The 19,494-nt window shown below is 72.2% G+C and carries 20 protein-coding genes and 1 pseudogene; 8 read left to right on the top strand and 13 right to left on the bottom strand.

Features of this window, described 5'->3' with window-relative positions:
* The first annotated feature begins 187 nt into the window (after positions 1–187).
* The 4 genes from ACZ7G3_RS23850 (at position 188) to ACZ7G3_RS23835 (ending at position 3,754) form a co-directional block, all read left to right on the top strand.
* Complete coding sequence (locus ACZ7G3_RS23850; protein ID WP_470928166.1) at positions 188–916, top strand: S1 family peptidase; 729 nt, start codon at positions 188–190, stop codon at positions 914–916.
* A gap of 219 nt (positions 917–1,135) precedes the next feature.
* Positions 1,136–1,972: an ABC transporter ATP-binding protein gene (locus ACZ7G3_RS23845; protein WP_470928165.1), complete on the top strand. Its 837-nt coding sequence runs from the start codon at positions 1,136–1,138 to the stop codon at positions 1,970–1,972.
* Positions 1,973–2,077: 105 nt separating this feature from the next.
* Complete coding sequence (locus ACZ7G3_RS23840) at positions 2,078–2,485, top strand: hypothetical protein (RefSeq protein WP_470928164.1); 408 nt, start codon at positions 2,078–2,080, stop codon at positions 2,483–2,485.
* A gap of 303 nt (positions 2,486–2,788) precedes the next feature.
* Positions 2,789–3,754: a YihY/virulence factor BrkB family protein gene (locus ACZ7G3_RS23835; protein WP_426599003.1), complete on the top strand. Its 966-nt coding sequence runs from the start codon at positions 2,789–2,791 to the stop codon at positions 3,752–3,754.
* 45 nt (positions 3,755–3,799) lie between these two features.
* On the opposite strand, the gene ACZ7G3_RS23830 is transcribed toward ACZ7G3_RS23835, so the two are convergent.
* The 6 genes from ACZ7G3_RS23830 to ACZ7G3_RS23805 form a co-directional block, all read right to left on the bottom strand.
* Positions 3,800–4,669 carry an oxygenase MpaB family protein gene (locus ACZ7G3_RS23830; protein WP_470928258.1) on the bottom strand — a complete coding sequence of 290 codons (870 nt, stop codon included), beginning with the start codon at positions 4,667–4,669 and terminating at the stop codon, positions 3,800–3,802.
* A gap of 87 nt (positions 4,670–4,756) precedes the next feature.
* Positions 4,757–5,089, bottom strand: coding sequence for a transglycosylase family protein (locus ACZ7G3_RS23825; protein WP_470928163.1), 333 nt, complete (start codon positions 5,087–5,089; stop codon positions 4,757–4,759).
* 313 nt (positions 5,090–5,402) lie between these two features.
* Positions 5,403–6,872: a sialate:H+ symport family MFS transporter gene (locus ACZ7G3_RS23820; protein WP_470928162.1), complete on the bottom strand. Its 1,470-nt coding sequence runs from the start codon at positions 6,870–6,872 to the stop codon at positions 5,403–5,405.
* 423 nt (positions 6,873–7,295) lie between these two features.
* Positions 7,296–7,637 (bottom strand): VOC family protein, encoded by a 342-nt coding sequence (locus tag ACZ7G3_RS23815; protein ID WP_470928161.1) that lies wholly within the window; start codon positions 7,635–7,637, stop codon positions 7,296–7,298.
* A 55-nt stretch (positions 7,638–7,692) separates the two neighbouring features.
* A complete protein-coding gene (locus ACZ7G3_RS23810) occupies positions 7,693–8,229 on the bottom strand; it encodes a cysteine hydrolase family protein (RefSeq protein WP_426520100.1) in 537 nt (178 codons plus the stop codon).
* Between the two features lie 77 nt (positions 8,230–8,306).
* Positions 8,307–9,104, bottom strand: a complete 798-nt coding sequence (locus ACZ7G3_RS23805; RefSeq protein ID WP_470928160.1) for a restriction endonuclease — start codon at positions 9,102–9,104, stop codon at positions 8,307–8,309.
* A 142-nt stretch (positions 9,105–9,246) separates the two neighbouring features.
* Between ACZ7G3_RS23805 and ACZ7G3_RS23800 the strand changes: the two genes are divergently transcribed.
* Both ACZ7G3_RS23800 and ACZ7G3_RS23795 read left to right on the top strand, forming a co-directional pair.
* The gene (locus tag ACZ7G3_RS23800) at positions 9,247–10,317 is read left to right on the top strand and encodes a right-handed parallel beta-helix repeat-containing protein (RefSeq protein ID WP_470928159.1); all 1,071 of its coding nucleotides are present in this window, start codon (positions 9,247–9,249) and stop codon (positions 10,315–10,317) included.
* Between the two features lie 59 nt (positions 10,318–10,376).
* Positions 10,377–11,405, top strand: a complete 1,029-nt coding sequence (locus ACZ7G3_RS23795) for a methyltransferase (protein ID WP_470928158.1) — start codon at positions 10,377–10,379, stop codon at positions 11,403–11,405.
* An 85-nt stretch (positions 11,406–11,490) separates the two neighbouring features.
* Here ACZ7G3_RS23795 and ACZ7G3_RS23790 read toward each other — a convergent pair whose 3' ends face one another.
* The 4 genes from ACZ7G3_RS23790 to ACZ7G3_RS23775 all read right to left on the bottom strand — a co-directional run bounded on the left by ACZ7G3_RS23790 (position 11,491) and on the right by ACZ7G3_RS23775 (position 16,338).
* Complete coding sequence (locus ACZ7G3_RS23790) at positions 11,491–12,648, bottom strand: SchA/CurD-like domain-containing protein (RefSeq protein WP_470928157.1); 1,158 nt, start codon at positions 12,646–12,648, stop codon at positions 11,491–11,493.
* Between the two features lie 208 nt (positions 12,649–12,856).
* Positions 12,857–13,555: a class F sortase gene (locus ACZ7G3_RS23785; protein WP_470928156.1), complete on the bottom strand. Its 699-nt coding sequence runs from the start codon at positions 13,553–13,555 to the stop codon at positions 12,857–12,859.
* A 106-nt stretch (positions 13,556–13,661) separates the two neighbouring features.
* Positions 13,662–14,192, bottom strand: coding sequence for a hypothetical protein (locus tag ACZ7G3_RS23780; protein WP_470928155.1), 531 nt, complete (start codon positions 14,190–14,192; stop codon positions 13,662–13,664).
* A gap of 250 nt (positions 14,193–14,442) precedes the next feature.
* The gene (locus tag ACZ7G3_RS23775) at positions 14,443–16,338 is read right to left on the bottom strand and encodes a SpoIIE family protein phosphatase (protein WP_470928154.1); all 1,896 of its coding nucleotides are present in this window, start codon (positions 16,336–16,338) and stop codon (positions 14,443–14,445) included.
* Between the two features lie 130 nt (positions 16,339–16,468).
* Here ACZ7G3_RS23775 and ACZ7G3_RS23770 point away from each other — a divergent pair, with 130 nt between their 5' ends.
* On the top strand, positions 16,469–17,164 hold the full coding sequence (locus ACZ7G3_RS23770; protein ID WP_470928153.1) for a hypothetical protein: 696 nt from the start codon (positions 16,469–16,471) through the stop codon (positions 17,162–17,164).
* Positions 17,165–17,249: 85 nt separating this feature from the next.
* A complete protein-coding gene (locus tag ACZ7G3_RS23765) occupies positions 17,250–17,801 on the top strand; it encodes a GNAT family N-acetyltransferase (RefSeq protein WP_470928152.1) in 552 nt (183 codons plus the stop codon).
* A gap of 80 nt (positions 17,802–17,881) precedes the next feature.
* Here the strand turns inward: ACZ7G3_RS23765 and ACZ7G3_RS23760 are convergent, their stop codons facing one another.
* The 3 genes and pseudogenes from ACZ7G3_RS23760 to ACZ7G3_RS23750 form a co-directional block, all read right to left on the bottom strand.
* Entirely contained in the window at positions 17,882–18,382 is a 501-nt protein-coding gene (locus tag ACZ7G3_RS23760; RefSeq protein ID WP_426600960.1) for an ATP-binding protein, read from the bottom strand.
* Positions 18,383–18,493: 111 nt separating this feature from the next.
* Positions 18,494–18,628, bottom strand: a complete 135-nt coding sequence (locus tag ACZ7G3_RS23755; protein WP_470928151.1) for a hypothetical protein — start codon at positions 18,626–18,628, stop codon at positions 18,494–18,496.
* A 164-nt stretch (positions 18,629–18,792) separates the two neighbouring features.
* Positions 18,793–19,392, bottom strand: a pseudogene (locus ACZ7G3_RS23750) (phosphohexomutase domain-containing protein); the annotation flags it as partial.
* Between the last annotated feature and the right edge of the window lie 102 nt (positions 19,393–19,494).

Below are 19,494 nucleotides of genomic sequence, written 5' to 3'. Positions count from 1 at the left end.
GGCAGGCTGCGAAGGCCGGCCCGGACCCGACAGCCGGACCGGATCCGACAGCCGGCCCGGATCCCTCGGCATAACGGCGCGTTATGAGAAGTCGGGACTGGTGGCCCCGGATCCCCGCCGGACATGCTGAGCAGCGCCCCCACACATCACCACGCGCTCCCACGCGTGTCGTCGGAATCGAGGAGCCTTGCGCATATCCAGACTCGTCCCCGCCTTGACGGCCGCTCTCCTGGCAGCCCTGCTGTCCGCCCTCGCGCTCGCGCCGAGCGCCTCCGCCGCGGAGCCGCGGCCCGGTGACGGCGGCCCCCAGCCGATCATCGGCGGCGGCTACGCGCAGAACGCCCCTTGGGCCGCCCGGCTGTTCTCCAACGGAACCCAGACCTGCTCGTCGACCATCATCTCCCCCACCTGGATCCTGACCGCCAAGCACTGCGTGAGCGGCGGAGGACTCTCCTTCCGCATCGGCAGCCTCGACCAGCGGTCCGGCGGCACCGTGGCGAACGGCGTCCGGACCGTCACCCACTCCTCGTCGGACCTCGCGCTGGTCCGGCTCGACCGCTCCGTCTCCGCCTCCTACGCACAGCTCGGGCAGCCGGGTACGGTGCGGGTCGGCCAGACCGTACAGGTCTACGGCTGGGGTGCCACCTCCCGGTGCGGCTCGGAGATCAACTGCCAGTCCCCGTACCTGAAGGTCGCGAACGTGAGCGTGACCCAGGGCTGCCGCGACGCCTACTACGGTTCGGCGATCTGTGCCCGTCCCGTCGACGGCATCACCGCGGGCGGCGACTCCGGCGGCCCGATGATGGCCGGCGGCATCCAGGTGGGCGTCGCCTCGACCAGCGACCGGCAGACCACGACGGCGTACACGAACGTGACCGCCTACCGCTCGTGGATCCAGTCCGTCGCGGGCGTCTGACCCGCCCCCACCCCGAGGAACCGGCGTCCGGCCCGACCGCGACCTGTCTCCGTTCCGGCAGAGGCAGGCGCGGGACCCGGCGCTCGCCGTCGATACCGGCGGGACGCCGACGCGTTCCCGGTGCCCGGCGTCCAGGGACCGGACGGCCCGACAAGCGCGTGGTGAATGCATCTACCGTTCACCGTGAACGATCTGCGTCCCGCGCGAAGGAGCCCCGGTATGGCCGGACAGACAGCCGAGTCCCCGGCGGACGAGCACGAGGCGGCCGTGCTCCGGCTCCAGGACGTGAGCGTCGGCCGCCACACGACGGACCGGTTGATCCTCGACGGGATCGACTGGACGGTCCGGCCGGGAGAGCACTGGGCGCTCCTGGGGGCCAACGGCGCCGGGAAGACCACCCTGCTGCGGCTGCTCGGCGCGCTCATGCACCCCACGACCGGCACCGTCGACGTCCTCGGCAGCCGGCTCGGCCGGGTGGACGTCCGCGAGCTCCGGACACACATCGGCCATGTCACCTCCGCCCAGCGGGTGCCGCAGGACCTCACCGCCCACGCGGTCGTACTCACCGGCCACAGCGGCACCGTGCAGCCCCTGTGGCGGACGTACGACGGCGAGGTCCGGCTCCGCGCCCACGAACTCCTGGCCGAACTCGGCGTCGAGGAGCTGACGGACCGGCCGTACGGCGTCTGCTCGGGCGGGCAGCGGGCCCGCGTCCTCATCGCCAGGGCGCTGATGGCCGACCCCGCCCTGCTGCTCCTGGACGAGCCGTTCAACGCACTGGACCTGCCGTCCCGCGAGGACCTCGTCGAGGCCATGCACCGACTCACCGAGGGGCGCCCGCAGCTGGCCACCGTGACGGTCACCCACCACCTGGAGGAGCTGTTCCCGACGGTCAGCCACACCCTGCTGCTGCGCGAGGGCCGGATCCTGTCCCAGGGACCCGTGACCGACGTCCTGACCGACTCCCTCCTGACCACCTGCTTCGGCCGTGACATCACGGTGGCCAGGCACGGGGGCCGCTGGTCCGCCTACTCGGGCCGGAGTGTGCGGAGTTGAGTGAATCGCCTGTGCGAGTGCCCGCATGACCACAGTGGTTCACCCGGTCGATCCGAGTCGTCGCATGACCGGTACTTCGCCGCACAGCTGCTAAGTTCACCCCCCGTGCATCCACAAGTATTCGACATGCGGTTCCGTGAACGCGGCCGCCGGACAACGAGCTTCGGCTTCGGACTGCTCGCCGTGGCAGCCGTGCTGTGGGTGTGGTGCGGCGTACTGCTCACCACCTCGTACGAAGCCGACCGCACGTACGCGACCAACCCGGTGGAGTGCGAGGCCCGCCTGTTCACCGATGACGGGACCGCGAACGAGGGACCGTTCAAGGATCCCTGCGGTGACGAACGGGACTGGCCCGAGGCGCTGGCTCTGCTCGGCCTCTCGGTCCCCGTCTCCGTGGGGGGTGCGGTGCTCCTCACCTACGGACTCATCGGTGTGCGGGTGAGCGAGCACGCCGCCGAACTGGCCCGCCTGCACGAACTCGCCGCCCGGGACAAGGGGGAGGCCGACGCGTAGCCCGGCGGGCGGGGGCGGTGCGAGGGGCGGCCCCCGGCGTATCGGCCACTGAACGTCCGGGACCGCCCCTCGGCTCCCCCTGCGGTGGCCTGCCCGTCCGCCGTCCGGAGAAAACGGGCCCTGCGGCGATGGGGGCGCAAGTGCACGCCCACGGGTTACCCCGGTCAACACGGTGATGCCGGCGAGGTGCCGGGGGGCGTCCCGTCCGCGCTGCCGCCTCGTTGACGGGGCATGCGTACGGGTGGAGGACCCCGCCCCGTCCGCCTGCCCGCCCGACCGCCCGAGCCGAGGAGCAGCCACACCGTGGGAACCGCCGTCCACGTCCCGCAGACCCGGGACATGCTCGGAGAAGAACTCTCCGGCGACGAAGCCCTGACCGCCCTGCGCCGGTACGGCCGCCTGCGGCTGCTGACCGACGCCTTCACCCGGTTCCGCTACGCGGACGGCTTCACCAACGCGCGGGCCCTCGCCTTCCAGGTCGTGATCGGCCTGGTCCCGTTCACCATCGCGCTCGTCGGCCTGGCCACGTCGGTGCACACCGAGGCCGTGGGCCGGGTCATCGAGCTCACCCTCGGCCGGATCGTGCCGGGGGCCAGTGCCGACGTCGTCCAGAAGGCGTTCGAGTCCACCCGGCGCAGCGCCGGCAGCGACGCGTGGAGCACGCTCGCTCTGTGGCTGGGCCTGGCGTTCGCCGTGCTCAACCTCGCTTCGGCCATGGGCCAGATCGAGCGGGGCGCCAACCGCATCTACGGCATCGAGCGCGACCGTCCCTTCCCCCGCAAGTACGCGAGGGCGCTGGTGCTCGCGCTCACCGCCGGGCTGCCCATGGTGCTGGGGTTCCTCGTGCTCGTCGCGGGCGAGGCCGTCGGGGACGCCGTGGCCCGCTCCGTCGGCGACCGGGACGGCGGCACCGGGTGGTGGGGCGTGCTGCAGGTGCCGGCGGGACTGCTGCTGGCCTGGGTCGCCTCGGCGGTGATCCTGCGCTGGTCACCCCGCCGCGACCAGCCCGGCTACACCTGGCTGGCCTTCGGTTCGGCGGTCCACCTCGTGCTGTGGGTCTCGGCGACCTGGCTGCTCGCGCTGTACGTCGGCCGGAGCGGCGCATTCGGTGCCGTCTACGGTCCGCTCACCGCCTTCATCGCACTGCTGCTGTGGGCGAACCTCACCGCCGTGGCGCTCTTCCTCGGCATCGCGTTCGCCGCCCAGCTGGAAGCGGCCCGGGCCGGTATCCGTACGCCCGTACAGCCGGACCCCGGACCGGGTGCCTGACGTCGCCGGCGTCCACGGGGCGCCCGGCCGGCGCGGGCCCCCGGGCTACGTCCCCGCGCGGGGCGGGGTCAGCGCCCAGCGGATGCCCGCGGTCACGGCCACGCCGAGCGGGCGTACGCACACGCCTTCCGCCGGCGGTACCCGCGGCAGCCACAGGGCACGCGAGGCCCAGACCGGCAGCAGCGAGACCGCGTTGGCGGCGAGGACCGCGTACGGGAGGCGGGCGAGCAGCGGCACGGGCGGATTCAGCAGCAGGAACCGCGCGGTGCTCCGCGCTTCGCCGGTCGCGTGCAGTTCGCCGCGGTAGGCGGCCAGTCGCTCCACGAGTCCGGCACGGTCCACGGGCGGGTCCGGGACGCCGAGCGCGACGGCGATGCGCGCCGTGTCGGCCACGTAGGCGTCGCACCCGTCGTCGTCCAGGGGCTGGGCTCCGTAGCGCTGGTGGGCCCGCAGGAAGCTGTCGACCTCGGCGATGTGCACCCAGCACAGCAGGTGCGGATCGGCGGCGGCGTAGGCCCGGCCGTCGGAGGTGGTGCCGCGCACGGTGTCGTGCACGGCCCGTACCCGCTCGCACGCCTCCCGCGCGCTGTCGGCCGGTCCATAGGTGGTGACGGCCAGGAAGGTGCTCGTCCGCTGCAGCCGGCCCCAGGGGTCGCCGCGGAATCCGGAGTGCGCGGCCACCGCCGCCATGGCCAGGGGGTGGAGCGACTGGAGCAGCAGGGCGGAGAGGCCGCCGATGAACATCGAGGCGTCCCCGTGCACCCGTCTGATCGGCCGCTCCGGTCCGAACCAGCGTGGGCCCGGTGTGTCGTGGATGCGCGCGTGGTTCTCCGGCCCCTGCGGCCCGGCGACCCTGGAGAAGATCAGGTCACCGAGCCGTGCGCGCGGGTCGGGGCAGCTGTTTCCGGAAGGCATGCGCATGACCGGCGAGCCCTCCTTCCCCTGCCGCGGCCGGGTGGCTCACATATGACTACGTCTGCCCCGCTCCGCCCGGCGGGAACATCAGGAGCAGCCCCAGGCCGACATCCCCTGGATACGGGCCAGGCGTTCGGCCACGGCGATCTGTTCCACGCGGGAGGCGAGGTCCGCGCGCGGGGCGTACTCGAGGCCGCCCGCCGCGATCCAGCTCGACGGTGCGAACTGCAGGCCGCCGTAGTAGCCGTTGCCGGTGTTGGCGTCCCAGTCGCCGCCGGATTCGCACGCGGCGATGGCGTCCCAGTCGGTGCGCAGGGGGACCGACCGGGAGGCCGCCGCTTCGGTGGTCGTACCCAGTGCGGTCGCGGCGAACAGGACCACCACGGCGGTCCGGACCTTGCGGCCCTGCGAACTGCGCACGCCACTCGTATGAGCTTTCCGTCTACAGATCATACATAGACTGTTACCGTACGTGACGCCTGTCTGCCGTGCCGAACACCCCGCCTTACGCCAGTCGGAGCACACGAACCACCCCGGACACGGCCGGTCCGGTGAAACCAACCGGCCCGCCCCGCCGGGGTGTTGTACCGGCATACCGCCGCCGCCCTCATGTACTCCGGCATGCTCCACGACGCGACGACGGCGCTTCGTGGGCGCCGAGAGGCGCGTGGGGTCGTGGGACGACGAGGCCCTCACGCGGGAGACGCACCGGTCCCCCGCCCGCTACCCGGCATCACGTCGCCGACCGTACGCGACGCGGGCTGTCCGTCACCGCGTCGGCGGCGAGGTAGTCCGGTACGGCCTCCGGGTCGACGAGGCGGTTGAGACGGCTCGGGACGTCGAAGCCGATCAGCAGGATCACTACGAGGGTCAGTGAGAACGTCAGCACCGCGAGTGACTGGCCCAGGGACATGGCCGACGCCAGCCTGGCCCCCAGGACCGGCGCGACGGCGCCGCCCAGTGCTCCGACGTTGTAGGTGAAGCCCAGGGACGCGGCCCGGGTCTCGGTCGGGAAGTGACCGGCGATGAACTTGGGCAGCAGCCCCGAGATGCCCTGTATGCAGGCCAGCATCAGGAAGAGCAGGACGCCCAGTCCGACCCGGCTGTCCCTGATCGCGAAGACGGGGAAGACGAAGGCGATGCCGACCAGCAGCGTGCAGGCGTACGCCCTGCGCGTGCCGAACCGGTCGCCGAGGAATCCGGTGACGACGCAGCCTGCCATGGTGCCGAACCCGGCGTAGTAGAGCGCGTCACTGACGTGCTCGGGGGTGAAGCCGAGCTCGGTCTTGAGGTAGGTGGGCAGCAGTGCCTGGACCGGCCAGCTGTAGAGGAAGGCGCAGAACACGGTGACGCAGAGCGCGACGAAGAGCAGCCACCGTCTGCGCCCGCCCAGCTGCACGGCGAACGCCACCAGACAGGCAGCCGCCACGACGGAGAGGACGGGTACCGCCCCGGTGCCGAACGGGGTGAACACCGCGAAGAGCGATGCCGTCGCGACGACCGTGAGGACGGTGTTGACCACCGCCCGGCGACGGCCCGCGAACAGCGGCCGGAACGGGTTCGGCCGTTCACCGGCGCGCCCCACCCGCGCCTCCCAGTCGTCGGCCTCGGGCAGCGCGCGCCGCACCCACAGCGCGACGACCACGGGGAGGAGACCGATGTAGAAGAGCCAGCGCCAGCCGTGCCCCGGCACCACGTGCTCGTAGACCTCCGCCGCCAGGACGCCGCCCAGCGAGAAGCCGGAGATGAGGAACCCGGAGGCGCGGTTGCGCAGCCGGACGGGCCAGCTCTCCAGGACGTAGGTGGCGCTGGCGCTGTACTCGCCGGCCATGCCCATGCCGATCAGGAGGCGGGCGGTGAACAGGCTGGTGTAGTCCCAGGCGAAGCCGCAGGCGAAGGTGCCGACCGAGTACAGCAGGATGCTGGCCACCATGGCGCTCTTGCGGCCGAAGCGGTCGCCGAGCGCGCCGAGCACGGCGCCGCCGAGCCAGCGGGTGATGAAGGCTCCCGAGACCAGGCTCGCGGACTCCACGGTCGACAGTCCGAAGTCGTCGGCGATCTCGGTCAGTACGAGGGTGATCAGGACGAAGTCGAAGCCGTCGAGGAGGTAGCCGATCCAGGCGGCGAAGAACGACTTCCACTTCTCCCTGGAGACCTCGCGGTACCAGGGCAGGGGGGCCGGGGTGGTGCGCACGGAGGGCATGGTGGATTCCAATGCGGGTGGGGGACGCGGGTGTGTCAGGACCGGATCGTCCGATCATGGATCGCGCCACGGCCGTCTCGTCGAGCGGTACCCCGCGGTACGGCGGTGGCCGCGCAGTCGGCGGCGCTCGGCAGGCGGTTGGGGGCGCGGGCGGCGAGCACGGCGCGGCCGGGGCCCGTCAGGGCCGGGTCGCCCACCTCGGTGAGGGCGGCCGGGGCGCCCACCGCAGTGACGGAGGCGGCGAGCGCGGCGGGGCGTCTGCCCGGCCTCCGCCACGCGCCGCCGGCCCGGTGGCGGGCCGGACGACGGTGAGGCGGCGCCGCTTCGGCGGACGGCGAGGACACGCGCACGTCGGCCGCAGCTCGTACTGCCCGTGTTCAGGCCACGGATGCCACGGGACGGGTCCCGGCACGCGCACCCCGGTCAGCGGGGGGCGCCGCCGAACTCGATCTCGTTCCCGCCCGGGTCCCGGTGTCCCGCCCCGCGCACACCGTTCGGGCAGGCCTCCCGCTTCGCGGGTTCCAGGCCGCGCTCGGCGATCGCGGCCACGCGGGCGTCGAAGTCGTCGGCGAAGACGGTGCGCGTCGCGCGGCCGGAGCGATCGGGCCGGTGCTCGACGCCCGGCGACCGGGGCTCCGCGCGTTCCCACCCGGCCTCCGAGCCGCTCGCGACGAACGCCGACGGTGCTCCCGGCAGCCGCTCGTACCGGCCCGGGGCCGCCGCGCGGTCGTCGACGGGGATGCCGGCGAGAAGGCCGAGGGTCACGCCGCCGGCACCGGCCGGGCGCCCGCCTCGGCGTGCCGTACCGCGGAGGATCACCTCACGTCCACAGTTCGCCGCTGTCGCACACCCGTGCCCCCATGTTCCGCTGCATCATGCGCAGCGCGGCATCCGCGAGGTCGGCGTGGATATGGGCGACCGCGTCGCGCGGGACGATGACTTGCAGGTGGCGGATGTGGGCGTCGAGCGCCGAGTAGAGCACGCACTGTTCGGTCACCTGCCCGCACAGCACGAGCCGGTCGATGCCCTGCTGGTGCAGCAGGTACGTCAACGGGGTCTCGAAGAAGATCGAGTGGCGTGCCTTGACCACGAAGAGGGAGGCTTCGTCGGGCCGCAGCGGCTCGACGAGCCGGGCGTGCGGTCCCGAGAGAGCCTTGTCGAGGATCTCGCCGTGGTGCGAACGCCATTCACCGAAGTTGTCGTTGACGTAGATCACGGGGACGCCCTGTCGCCGCGCCCGCTCCAGCAGGCCGGTCTGCGCCGGCAGCACGGATTCCACAGAGGGGATCAACGAGTCGGCGTCCTCGTGATCGTAGGTGTTGATCATGTCGATGACGATCAGCGCGGTCTTGCCCATGCAGCCCAGGTTGCCACCGGGCGGCGGGAAAACCGCTCTTTGCCGGCGGACGGCGGGGCGAGGAGTCCGCGGGAAGATCATCCGAGAGCCCGGTCCGAGGGTGCCGTCGCTTCCCCGGCGAGGGGACTCAGTGCCCAGGGCGCCGGTCCCCGGCCCTCGTTCCAGGCGCGCAGCCGCTCCTCGTTCACGCAGACTATTCCGCACCGCTCGGCATACTCGGCGGCCGGTGCGGTGAAGTCGCTGCTGGTGACGAGGACCGCGACGTCGGCCTCGTGCACGGTGAAACAGGTGCCGCCGAAGCGCTGAAGGTCCTGGGAGCCGACCTTGTTGTCGTCGCCGTAGCGCTTGCACTGGATGACGACGCGCCGGCCGTCGGGAGCCAGCGCCACCACATCCGCGCCGAGGTCGCCCGCTCCGCCCACGACCTCCACCTCGGCGCAGCCGTCCCGTACGCAGAGATCGGCTATCACCTGCTCGAACTCGTCGGGGCTCAGCACCTCGTGATCGACGACCGCGACCTCGGCGGACTCCTCGGCGCCGTGCGCCTCGGCCGCCGGCGCGGCCGTCCGCGGCTCCTCCAGCGCGTCCAGGGCTGTCGCCGTGGCCTCCTCCAACGCCCCGGTGGTGCGGCGTGCCAGCCGGGACGCGGAGAACCCCGAGCGCCCGCGCCAACAGACGACGCCTGCCACCACTGCCCCGAGTACCAGGACGACGGCCCAGGCGGGACGCCGCTCCGCGACGTCGAACGCCGTCCGCACGACCCACCCCGCGATGATCAGGCCGACAGCGGCGAGACCGAAGAACATGGCCGTCGCCCGGAGGTCGAAGCGGCGCCCGGAGCGTCTCGGGCGGGTGCGGTGTTCGGACACGGTCACGATGGTCGTTCCTCCCTGCGGCCGGCATGTCGATCACTTACGCCGTCTGCCCGGGAACCACCGGTTCACCGCCCGTTCATGACACGCCGTCGGATGGCTCATCCGTCCCACGCGTGAATCTTTCGGGCATAACGTGCAGAATATGAAGAAATGCCATGTTGTGTACCTGGTGTGCACCGCAGCGATGGTCGGCACGGGGCTCGGCGCGGCTCCGGCATCCGCCGACCGCACGACCCACGTGGTCCACCCCGGCGAATCGATCCAGAAGGCGGTGGACGCCGCCGAGCCGGGCGACACCGTTCTCGTCACCCCCGGCACCTACCACGAGAGCGTCAGGGTGAGCACGCCCGGGCTCACCCTGCGCGGCGTGGGCCGCAGCACGGTCGTCAAGCCGAGCACGGAGAAGGCCGCCGACAGCACCTGCGCCGAGGACGGCAACGGCATCTGCGTGATCGGAACGAAGGACAAGAACGTCAAGGACGTCACCATCGCCAACCTGACGGTGACCGGCTTCAAGCGCACCGGCCTGTTCTCCGTGGCCACCGACGGGCTCACCGTGCGGAACGTGACGGCGGAGAAGAACGGTGTCTGGGGCATCGCCCAGGAGCAGTCGGTGCACGGCACCTTCCGCGACAACGTCGCCCGCGACAACGGCGACGCGGGCATCTTCCTCGCCAACACCGTCAAGGCCGAGGAAGGCGCCGCGGACACCGAGGGCACGGTCGTCGTGCACAACCGGGTCGAGGGCAACCGGATCGGTGTCACCGTCCGCCGGCTGCGCAACCTCGCCGTCGCGGACAACTACATCAGCGGCAACTGCGCGGGCGTGTTCGTCGTCGGCGACGAGAACAAGCCCAAGGCCGGCGACCTGGTCGTGCGCGACAACCACGTCGTGCGCAACAACAAGTCCTGCCCCAAGACCGACCGGCTGGACGCGCTCCAGGGCTCCGGCATCGTCCTGACCGGCACCGAGAAGGTCCTGGTCGCGGACAACATGGTCGAGGGCAACTCCGGCACGTCCCCGATGTCGGGCGGCATCGTCCTGTTCAAGAGCTTCGTGGGTGTCACCGGCGAGAAGAACGAGATCAACGGCAACAGGCTGCGTGACAACTCCCCCGCCGACCTCGTCAACACCGAGACCGGGGCGGCCGCCAAGAGCAACACCTTCGAAAGCAACACCTGCGGGGCATCCAAGCCCGCGGGGCTGTGCTGACCGACCGGCCGTAGCCACCCGTGGACCGACGCAGGCCGAAGCAGGAAGGAAGGCGGCACATGACGACCGCACGGAGTGCCCCGCCCCCGCCCATGCGGCTGAGGGAGCTCGTGTTCGGGGCGGCATGTGCCGCCGCCCTCCGCGCGGCCGCCCGGCTCGGGGTCGCCGACGCGCTCGGTGACACCCCCATGGCCGTGGCGGACCTCGCGGTCTCGGTGAAGACCGAGCCCGGGCCGCTGCGCCGGCTGCTGCGCACCCTGACCTGCTACGGCGTCTTCACCGAGGGCGAGGACGGCAGGTTCGCGCACACCGACATGTCCCTGCTGCTGCGCGAGGACGATCCGCACAGCCTGCGCCACATCACGCTGTGGTGCACGGAGCCGTGGACCTGGGACGCGTGGCCTCGGCTGGACGAGGCGGTGCGTACCGGCCGCAACGTCGTCGAGGGCCTGTACGGCAAGGAGTTCTTCACCTACCTCAACGAGGACGCACCCGAGTCGGCCGAGGTCTTCAACCGGGCCATGACGACGTCCAGCCGCCAGTCGGCCCGGGACGTCGCGGCCCTCCTCGACCTGTCGGGCGCCACGTCGGTCGCGGACATCGGCGGCGGCCAGGGGCACGTGGTGGCCAGCCTGCTGGAGAAGTACCCCGCGATGCACGGCACCCTGCTCGACCTGCCGCGCGTCGTGGAGAACGCCGACCCTCGGCTGCGCGAAGGCGGAGCGCTCGCGGACCGGGTACGCGTCGTACCGGGCGACTGCCGGGTGGCCGTCCCCGTCCAGGCCGATGTGTACATCATCAAGAACATCCTGGAGTGGGACGACGACAGCACCGCCCGCGCTCTGCGCAACGTCAGTGCGGCGGGCGGGCCCGGGGCGCGGGTCGTGGTCATCGAGAACCTCGTCGACGACACGCCCTCGATGCGGTTCAGCACCGCCATGGACCTGCTGCTGCTCCTCAACGTCGGCGGCGCGAAGCACACCACCGACAGCATGGTCGGCCGGCTGACCGAAGCGGGCCTCGTCATCGACGACATCCGCCCCGTCAACCCCTACCTGCACGCGTTCGACTGCACCGTGCCCCGGTGAGCCCACCGGGAGACACGAACCTCGGCCGCCGGCCCGCGCACGACGCGGTCCGGCGGCCGACACGTGGACGCCTTGAGGAGGAGGGTCAGGCACCGGGCGAGCGGCGGTCGGTGACGAGCTCCATGCGGGCACCCTCGAGAGCGCGGGCGAGGTCATCACCCGCCGGCGCGGAGGCGTCCGCGGCGGCCGGGCCGTCCAGGAGCGTGGTCAGCTCGGCCACCTGGCCGGCGTCCCGGAGGCCGAGGGACACCGCCGGGCCGGCGGTCTCCAGCCCGCCACGTACGTCGACCAGCCGCACCACGATGTCGTCGCGCTGGAAGATCGTGCTGCACAGGACCGGGCTGTTCGGGTCGTCCGCCACCGCCTCGTCGCGCTCGGCCAGCAGCCGGGCCAGCCGCATGCCGCAGCCCGGCCGGGCCGGATACGACAAGGCGTGCCGCCGCGCGGCCGGGTCCTCCTGTCCCGCGGTCACATGGTGGACGGCGGGCAGCGCCGCCCGCGCGTAGAACATCCGGGCGGACTCCGGGTCACCGAGGTCGCGGTCCTGCTCCAGATACGGGTCGATGGCCTCCTCGACGGCCCGCACCTCGGGCTGCTGGGCCACGTGCCGCAGGGCCGCCAGCAGGTCGCCGCGCACCTCGATGGCCCGCACCACCCGGTTGCCGTGCAGGAACAGGGACGTACGGCACAGCCGCGTGGAGTCGTCGACCCGCAGCTCGGGCGCGGCGTAGCCGGCGAGGATCTTGCCGACCGCCTCCTCGCTGCCCGGTTTCACCGTGAACGTGAGGGCGTGCCGGATCACGCCGTCACCGACGCGCGGCGCCGTCTGGAGCCCGCCCCGGGCGGTCTCGGCACCCGCAGCCCGGTGGCTCGTCTCGCGCACCACGTGGAAGCGGAGTGACCTGGTGTCCCGGACGCAGTCGTGCAGCGGCTTCACCATCCGCACGTGCTCCTCGCTGCTCACCCAGTTCAGGAACGGCGGGGCGCTCTCCCACTCACTGGTGATCAGCCACTGCGAGGGGTTCTCGATGGACTGGCAGAGCTGCTCGCCGAGGTGCCCGGGGACGGACTCGACATGGCTGCGCAGTTGCTCGTACGTCTCCAGGAACTGCTGCTGGGCTCCGTCGTAGACCTCCACCAGCAGGACGACCCGGAGTCTGGAGCCGTCGAACACGGACTGGGAGACGTGGTGCGACACCTGTCGCGTCAGCGGTTTCGGAGCAGGGGTGGACGTAGTGGTCATCCTGCGCTCATCTCCTTCGCTGGGGAGGAACTGAACGTCGACCCGCAGTGATGCGACGCCAGCGTGCCTCGATCCTGTGCCCTGCCCCGCGGGCCCGCGACTCGTGTGCACTGCGCGGGTGACCGGCGGTACCGGGACGGCTTGCGGGACTCGGTCGTACAGAACTCGGTCTACGGAACTCGGTCTACGGAACTCGGTCGTCCGGAACTCAGGTGAGGTGCGCGAAGACCACCAGGTTCTCGGTGTAGTCCTTCGCCTTGCGGTCGTAGTCGCCCGCGCAGGTGATGAGCCGTGCCTCGGCCCGGTCCGCGTCGCCGTACACGCGCTCGCTGGGGAAGTCGTCCTTGTCGAACGTCTCCAGGCCGTCGACCTCGAAGGACGCCGTGCGCCCGTCGGCTCTCTCGACGTGGAAGACGTCGCCCTCGTCCAGTTGGCCGAGGTACGCGAAGACGGCCGCGGACGTTTTCGTGTCCACGTGTCCGGCGATGATCGAGGTGCCCTTCTCTCCGGGGGAGGCACCCTTGGCGTACCAGCCGACGAGGTTGGTGTCGTCGGGCGGCGGGGCCTGGAGCTGCCCGTTCGCGCCGATGGCGAGGTCGGTGAAGGGGGCGTCGACGGAGATCTCCGGGATGAGCAGGCGTACCGGCTTCGAGCGCGGAAGGTTCGCGTCCGTGTCCGTGTCCGCGTCCGCGTCCGTGTCCGCCCCCGCCTGGCCGGCCGCGGCGGGCGGAGCCGACACGCTGGGCTGCGCGGCGACCGGGGGACGCATGGAGTCGGTCGGCGTGTCGTTGCCGCCGAGCAGGCTCATCGCCAGGACCAGGAGGGCCACGGCACACAGCACCGTCATGCTGCGGGACGTGGTCGGCGCCTGCTCGTCGTCGGCGGGGGGAGAAGGGGGGACTGGCATCGAGGACCACCTCACTGAGGCACGGGCGGACAGGAGGGGAGGGAGCGAGCCGGGCCGCCACGCGGTGCCTGGGTGGCGGCCCGACTGCTATCGCGCCCGGCATGGCTCACGCCACCCCGTTTGCCGACTTCCTGCGTCGGACGGCGTACAGACCGGTCCCGGCCACGGCCAGGACGGCCAGCCCGCCCACGGTCGTGGTCGGCGCGTCCAGCCCGCCGCCTCCGGTGTGCATGCCGCCGCGCGGCTTCTCGTGCTCACCGCCGCCCCAGGACTTCTCACCGTCGTCCTGCTTGTGGCTGTCCGAGCCCTTGGAGCCACCCTCCCAGTCGCCGTTCACCATGGTCAGCGCACCGCCACCCGTGTGCATGCCGCCACGCGGTTCGTCGTACTTGCCGCCCTTGTCGTGCTCCTTGCTGTGGGAGGCGTCTTCGTCACCCTTGCTGTGGGAGGCGTCTTCGTCACCCTTGCTGTGGGAAGCCTCGTCGTCCTTCTTGTGGGAAGCGTCGTCGTGCTCCTTGCTGTGGGAGGCGTCGTCCTGGTCCCAGTCACCCCCGACCGCCGCGTAGGCGCCGGGAGCACCGAGGACGAGGACGGCCGAGGCCGCCGCCGTGGTCAGGAGCATGCGAGCTGAGCGCATCAGAATTCCTTCCGTCACGACCGGGCAGCTGGTGCTTCGTCAGCTGAGGTGACCCGGCCCCGACGTGAATCACCGTCAGCCAACTCCGCGCATCGCACCACTCGAGGCGCTCAGCCGGGTGAACGCCCGCCGGATCCGCGGCCCGTGGGCGGGTGGGAGGGACGCCGCGGCATCACCCAGCGGTGGTACACACACACGTCGCTCCCGCACGCGGCACGCCACCGGACGCGCACCGGGCGGCGAGCGGCCCCTACTCCTCCGGATCGACGTGTGTCGGGTCCGCCACCTCGGGCTGCTGGCGGCGTGAACCGGGCGCGGCCCGGTCGGGGGTGGCCTCGCTGTGCGCGGTCTGGGGCGGTGGAGGCGGCGCGGTGTCCCCCGGGGCGCCGACACCGGCGGCGGGCAGGCGCAGGGCGAGCAGGGCCACGTCGTCGCCGCGGGGCGTGATGCGGGCGAGCAGCTCGTCGCAGAACTCGTCGATGGTCCGCCCCTCCAGCCGGCCGGCCAGGACACCGGCGTGGTGGCGGAGCTCGGCCATGCCGAGGTCGATCGGGCGGTCACGGCTCTCCACCAGGCCGTCGGTGTAGAGCAGGAGCATGCTTTCCGGCGGGAGTTCCTCATGTGCGTCCGGCCAGCTCAGACCGAGACGCAGGGTGGCGCTCATGCCGATGAGCGGGCCGTGGCCGCCCTCCAGGAAACGGGTCTCCCCCTCCCGTGTGATCAGCAGGGGCGGCGGGTGTCCGGCGTTCACCCAGTGGAACCGCCAGGGGCCGCCTTCGGGGCCTTCGACGCGGGCGAAGACGAGCGTGGCCATGGGGGCGTCGCTGGTGTTGGTCACGGCCTCGTCGAGACGCCGCATGATCACACTGGGCGGCTCCTGATGGTCCCAGGCGAGGGCGCGCAGCATGTTGCGGACCTCGGCCATGTGGGCGGCGGCCTGGAGGTCGTGTCCCACCACGTCCCCGATGACCAGGGCCATGACACCGTCGGCGAGGAGAAAGGCGTCGTACCAGTCGCCGCCGACCTCCATGGCGCTCTCGGCGGGCCAGTACCGGGCCGCCATGCGGACGTGGTCGACCTGCGGGAGGGGGGTCAGCAGCTGGCGCTGCATGGTCTCCGCGACGTTCTGCTGCTCGTGGTAGAGCCGCGCGTTGTCCAGGACCAGTCCGACACGGCGGCCGATGTCGGCCAGCAGGGCGACCTCGCCCTCGGTGTGTGCGGGATGGTCCCCCGCGCGTGCCACGGTCAGCATCCCGTACGAGCGTTGCCGGGTGCGGAGCGGGACGACCACGGCCGAGTGCCCGCCGAGCCGTTCGAACAGCACCCGGTGGGTGGCGGCGAGGGGGTTGTGCGGGTCGTGCAGAAGGTCCTCGGCGTTCAGCGGGACGGGGCGGTCACCGTTGATCAGCCGGGTCAGCGCGGCGCGGGCCGGGTCCGGCAGCGAGGTCACCCGCCCCCTCAGCCGTCCCGCCCGGTGCGGGTGCGTGGCGCTGCGGACGGCGACCCGCTCCAGGACCTCCGAGTGCCCCGGGTAGACGTCGACCGCGGCCCACTGGCCCAGTTCCGGCACCAGCAGCCGCAGGAGCCGGCGGATCGTGGCGGAGGTGTGCTCGGTGGGGATCAGGACCGTGGAGATCTCGGCCACCAGGTGCAGCTGGGCGGTGAGGGCCTCCAGCGCGGTGGTGCGCGCCTCGGTCTCCTCGGTGACGCTGCGGTGCAGGCTGAAGTCGTGGAAGACGAGCACCAGTCCTTCCGTCCGGCCCTCTCTGACCAGCGGAGTGACCGCCCAGATGATCGGTACCGTGGTGCCGTCCGCCCGCTGGAAGTACTCCTCGCTGCCCTCCTCGTAGGAAGCCCCGTGCAGGGGGTTGCGCAGCGCGCACCGTTCGCGCGGCACGGGGCTGCCGTCGGCGTGCCGGTGCAGCAGGTCGTGCGCGTCGTTTCCGATCATGTCCCGCGCCGACCGGCCCAGCAGGCGCTCGGCCCAGGGATTGACCGAGGTGATGCGCGCGGACGGGTCGAGGGTGAGGACGCCGGCGCCGAGGGCTTCCAGGACGGCGCGGGCGAAGTCGGGTGCCGGGGAACCGCCCGCATTCCCGGCTCCTGGCCCGTCGCCCTTCCGGGGGCCCGCCCAGCGTGATGTCACGGCCCTCACAGCCTTCCGATGCCGTCCATCCCGCCAGGTTCCCTCAGGGGGCGGTGATGAACCGCTCCGGCGGGCCGAAGGGGGGAGGTCGGGTAGGCTCCCGGTGCTGATCTTGTACCTGGAGGGTTGCGTGCGGACGAAGACCACGACCACGGTGTCGGCCTTGCTGACCTGTCTGCTGGCCGGGGCCCTCGTGGCGGGCTGCGGCGGCGACTCCGGCGGGGACAAGTCCGCCGGCGACATGCTCGAGGACGCCAACGCCGTGATGCGGGGGCTGAAGTCCGTGCGGGTCGACTCCACCAGCACCGCGGCCGAGGGCGGTACGGTCACCGTCCGGCTCGTGACCGACCTCGACAGCCGGTGCACCGCCAGGACCACGTTCTCCCAGGGCGGCACTCTCGACCAGATCCGGATGGGCGATACCGACTACGTCCGGCCCGACCGCGCCTACCTGGAGAAGCGGAAGCCCGGCAGCGTCACCGGCGAGCAGCGGCTGTGGATCAGAACGCCCGTCGGCGCGGCACAGCCCGGTGACGGGCTCTCCTCCTGTACCCGGCCCTTCGAGTCCTTCGGTACGGCGAAGAAGGGGAAGAACACCCGCGTCGGCGACCGGGAGGCCGTCGAGCTGACCGTGACCGACAAGGAGGACCGGGGCGGGACGTACACCTTCTACGTCGCCACGGAGGGCGAGCCCTATCTGCTCCGGGCGGTCTACAAGGGTGCCGAGTACGACACGACCACGTCCTTCGCCGGTTTCGACGAGCCGCTGGACATCCAGCCGCCGAAGGCGGACGAGGTGATCGACGCACAGGACACGCTGCGGTGAGCCGGTGAGCCGGTGAGCCGGTGAGCAAGCAGGCCGCTCCGCTTATCCGGTCGCTCCACCGGTCCGCTCCCCGTAGGTTGGCGTGATGTCCGAACTCAGAACGGATCGTCTCCTGCTCCGCGAGTGGCGGACTTCCGACCTGAGCCCGTGGGCGGCCATGAACGCCGACCCGGTGGTCCGCGAGTACTTCCCCGGGGTTCTCACCCGTGAGCAGAGCGAGGCGTCCGTGGCCCGCTTCCAGGCCGACCTCGTGCGACGGGGCTGGGGATGGTGGGCGGTGGAGGTCGTCGCCACCGGCGAGTTCATCGGGTTCACCGGGCTCGACCCCGTGGAGGACGGCATGCCGTTCACCGGAGTGGAGGCGGGCTGGCGGCTGGCCCGGTCGGCCTGGGGGCGCGGCTGTGCCACCGAGGCCGCGCGGGCCGTGGTGTCCCACGCCTTCCGGGAGATCGGACTGGCGGAGGTCCTCGCGGTGACGACGGCCACCAATCTCCGCTCGCAGGCCGTGATGCGCCGCATCGGCATGACCCGCGACCCGGCCGACGACTTCGACGACCCGGGCGTGCCCGAGGGGCCACTGCGCCGCAGCGTGGTCCACCGCCTGCGGGCCGGGGACCGGCGGCCCGCCGAACGGTAGGCACGGGCGGCGGGCCGGCCGTCTCGTACAGCGGTGGTGTCGTTGGTTCCGCCGGGCGGTGGAGCCGTCACCCGCCGGGCTCAGGACGGTCGGCCCACCGCTGTGCCGGGTTCCGGACGGGCGGCCGAGGCTGTGCCGTTCATGTCGTCGGCGAGCCGCACCGCGGCCCGCATGCGCTTGCCGACCGGCTCCCGGCGCACCTCGAAGCTCTGGCAGACGGCCATGACTATCTCCAGTCCGTGCCGGCCGATCCGGCCCGGGTCCGCCCTCTCGGCCACCGGCAGCACCGGGTCGCTGTCCCACACCGTGACCTCCACCCGGTCCTCGGCCAGCTCCAGATCGACCGACGAGGGGCCGGGCGCGTATTTGCAGGCGTTCGTCAGCAGCTCGCTGACCACCAACTGCACCAGGTCCGTCGCGCGGTCGGACACCGGAAGGCCCCGCACCGCCCGCACCCGTGCCAGGAACCGCCGGGCCAGCTCCCGGCCCCGGGCGATGTCGCCGGGCCTGCCCTCGTACTCCGCCGAAACCCTGACCAGCTCACTTCTCAGCCGGCCCCCATCGTGGGCAGCCCCGTCCATCCGATCCGCCCTCTTCCTGAGCCTTGACCGTTACGCCAGCCCGTCTACCCCGAAACGCGGGAAACATCAGAGGACGGCCGTGCGATCACGAGTACTCCGTGGTCTCATCACTCAGTCGCTCGCCGGGGGCGGTACGAGGCGGAGGAAGCCCAGTGCGTCCCGGTGGAGCCGCAGCCGTTCCGGGCGCACATCGCCCTCCTGGAGACCGAAGCCGACGTCGTCCTCAGCCGTCTGTTCGTTCTCCACGGTGTCCGGATGACCGGGGAGCCGCACGTCGCCTTCCAGGTGGCGATCGGCGGTTGCGAGATCCGCGGGCCGACCGTGGCACTCCCCCGGGCCGGTCGTCGCCGACCGGCCCGGGGTCCGGTGCCGGATGGGTGCGGGGTGGGTGCGGGGGTGCCGGTACGGCGTCAGCCGCCCAGCGCGCCGAGGACGACGTGCTTGGCCTCGTCCTGCACCTGCCGGAGGTGGTCCGCCCCGAGGAACGACTCCCCGTAGATCTTGTAGACGTCCTCGGTACCGGAGGGGCGGGCCGCGAACCAGGCGTTCTCGGTGGTCACCTTGATCCCGCCGATGGACGCGCCGTTGCCCGGCGCCTCGGTGAGCACGGCGGTGACCGGCTCCCCGGCGAGGGTGTCGGCGGTGACCTGGGCCGGGGACAGCTTGGCCAGGCGGGCCTTCTCCTCGCGGCTCGCCGGGGCGTCGATGCGGGCGTAGGCGGGTTCGCCGAAGCGTGCGGTGAGGGCGGCGTAGTGCTCGGAGGGCGTCCTGCCGGTGACGGCGGTGATCTCGGAGGCGAGCAGCGCCAGGATGATGCCGTCCTTGTCCGTGGTCCACACCGAACCGTCCCGGCGCAGGAAGGACGCCCCGGCGGACTCCTCACCACCGAAGCCGAGCGTGCCGCCGACCAGCCCGTCCACGAACCACTTGAAGCCCACGGGTACTTCGACCAGCCGCCGGCCGAGATCGGCGGCGACCCGGTCGATCATGCCGGAGGACACCAGCGTCTTGGGGGGGGGGGGGGGGGGGGGGGGGGGGGTGGGGGGGGGGGGGGGGGGGGGGGGGGGGGGGGGGGGGGGGGGGGGGGGGGGGGTGGGTCCGCGGATCTGGGT

The sequence above is a fragment of the Streptomyces sp. NPDC037271 genome (genome assembly GCF_055603605.1).
The sequence above is the reverse complement of the archived record's forward strand: the minus strand, read 5'-3'. Positions and strand labels throughout refer to the sequence as shown.

Coding starts and splice junctions, on each gene's coding strand:
- ACZ7G3_RS23785 (WP_470928156.1), bottom strand. CDS start 13,555: ATGCCAGTCCCCCCTTCTCCCCCCGCCGACGACGAGCAGGCGCCGACC.
- ACZ7G3_RS23820 (WP_470928162.1), bottom strand. CDS start 6,872: ATGCCCTCCGTGCGCACCACCCCGGCCCCCCTGCCCTGGTACCGCGAG.
- ACZ7G3_RS23830 (WP_470928258.1), bottom strand. CDS start 4,669: ATGCCTTCCGGAAACAGCTGCCCCGACCCGCGCGCACGGCTCGGTGAC.
- ACZ7G3_RS23795 (WP_470928158.1), top strand. CDS start 10,377: ATGACGACCGCACGGAGTGCCCCGCCCCCGCCCATGCGGCTGAGGGAG.
- ACZ7G3_RS23790 (WP_470928157.1), bottom strand. CDS start 12,648: ATGACCACTACGTCCACCCCTGCTCCGAAACCGCTGACGCGACAGGTG.
- ACZ7G3_RS23810 (WP_426520100.1), bottom strand. CDS start 8,229: ATGGGCAAGACCGCGCTGATCGTCATCGACATGATCAACACCTACGAT.
- ACZ7G3_RS23800 (WP_470928159.1), top strand. CDS start 9,247: ATGAAGAAATGCCATGTTGTGTACCTGGTGTGCACCGCAGCGATGGTC.
- ACZ7G3_RS23765 (WP_470928152.1), top strand. CDS start 17,250: ATGTCCGAACTCAGAACGGATCGTCTCCTGCTCCGCGAGTGGCGGACT.
- ACZ7G3_RS23845 (WP_470928165.1), top strand. CDS start 1,136: ATGGCCGGACAGACAGCCGAGTCCCCGGCGGACGAGCACGAGGCGGCC.
- ACZ7G3_RS23760 (WP_426600960.1), bottom strand. CDS start 18,382: ATGGACGGGGCTGCCCACGATGGGGGCCGGCTGAGAAGTGAGCTGGTC.
- ACZ7G3_RS23780 (WP_470928155.1), bottom strand. CDS start 14,192: ATGCGCTCAGCTCGCATGCTCCTGACCACGGCGGCGGCCTCGGCCGTC.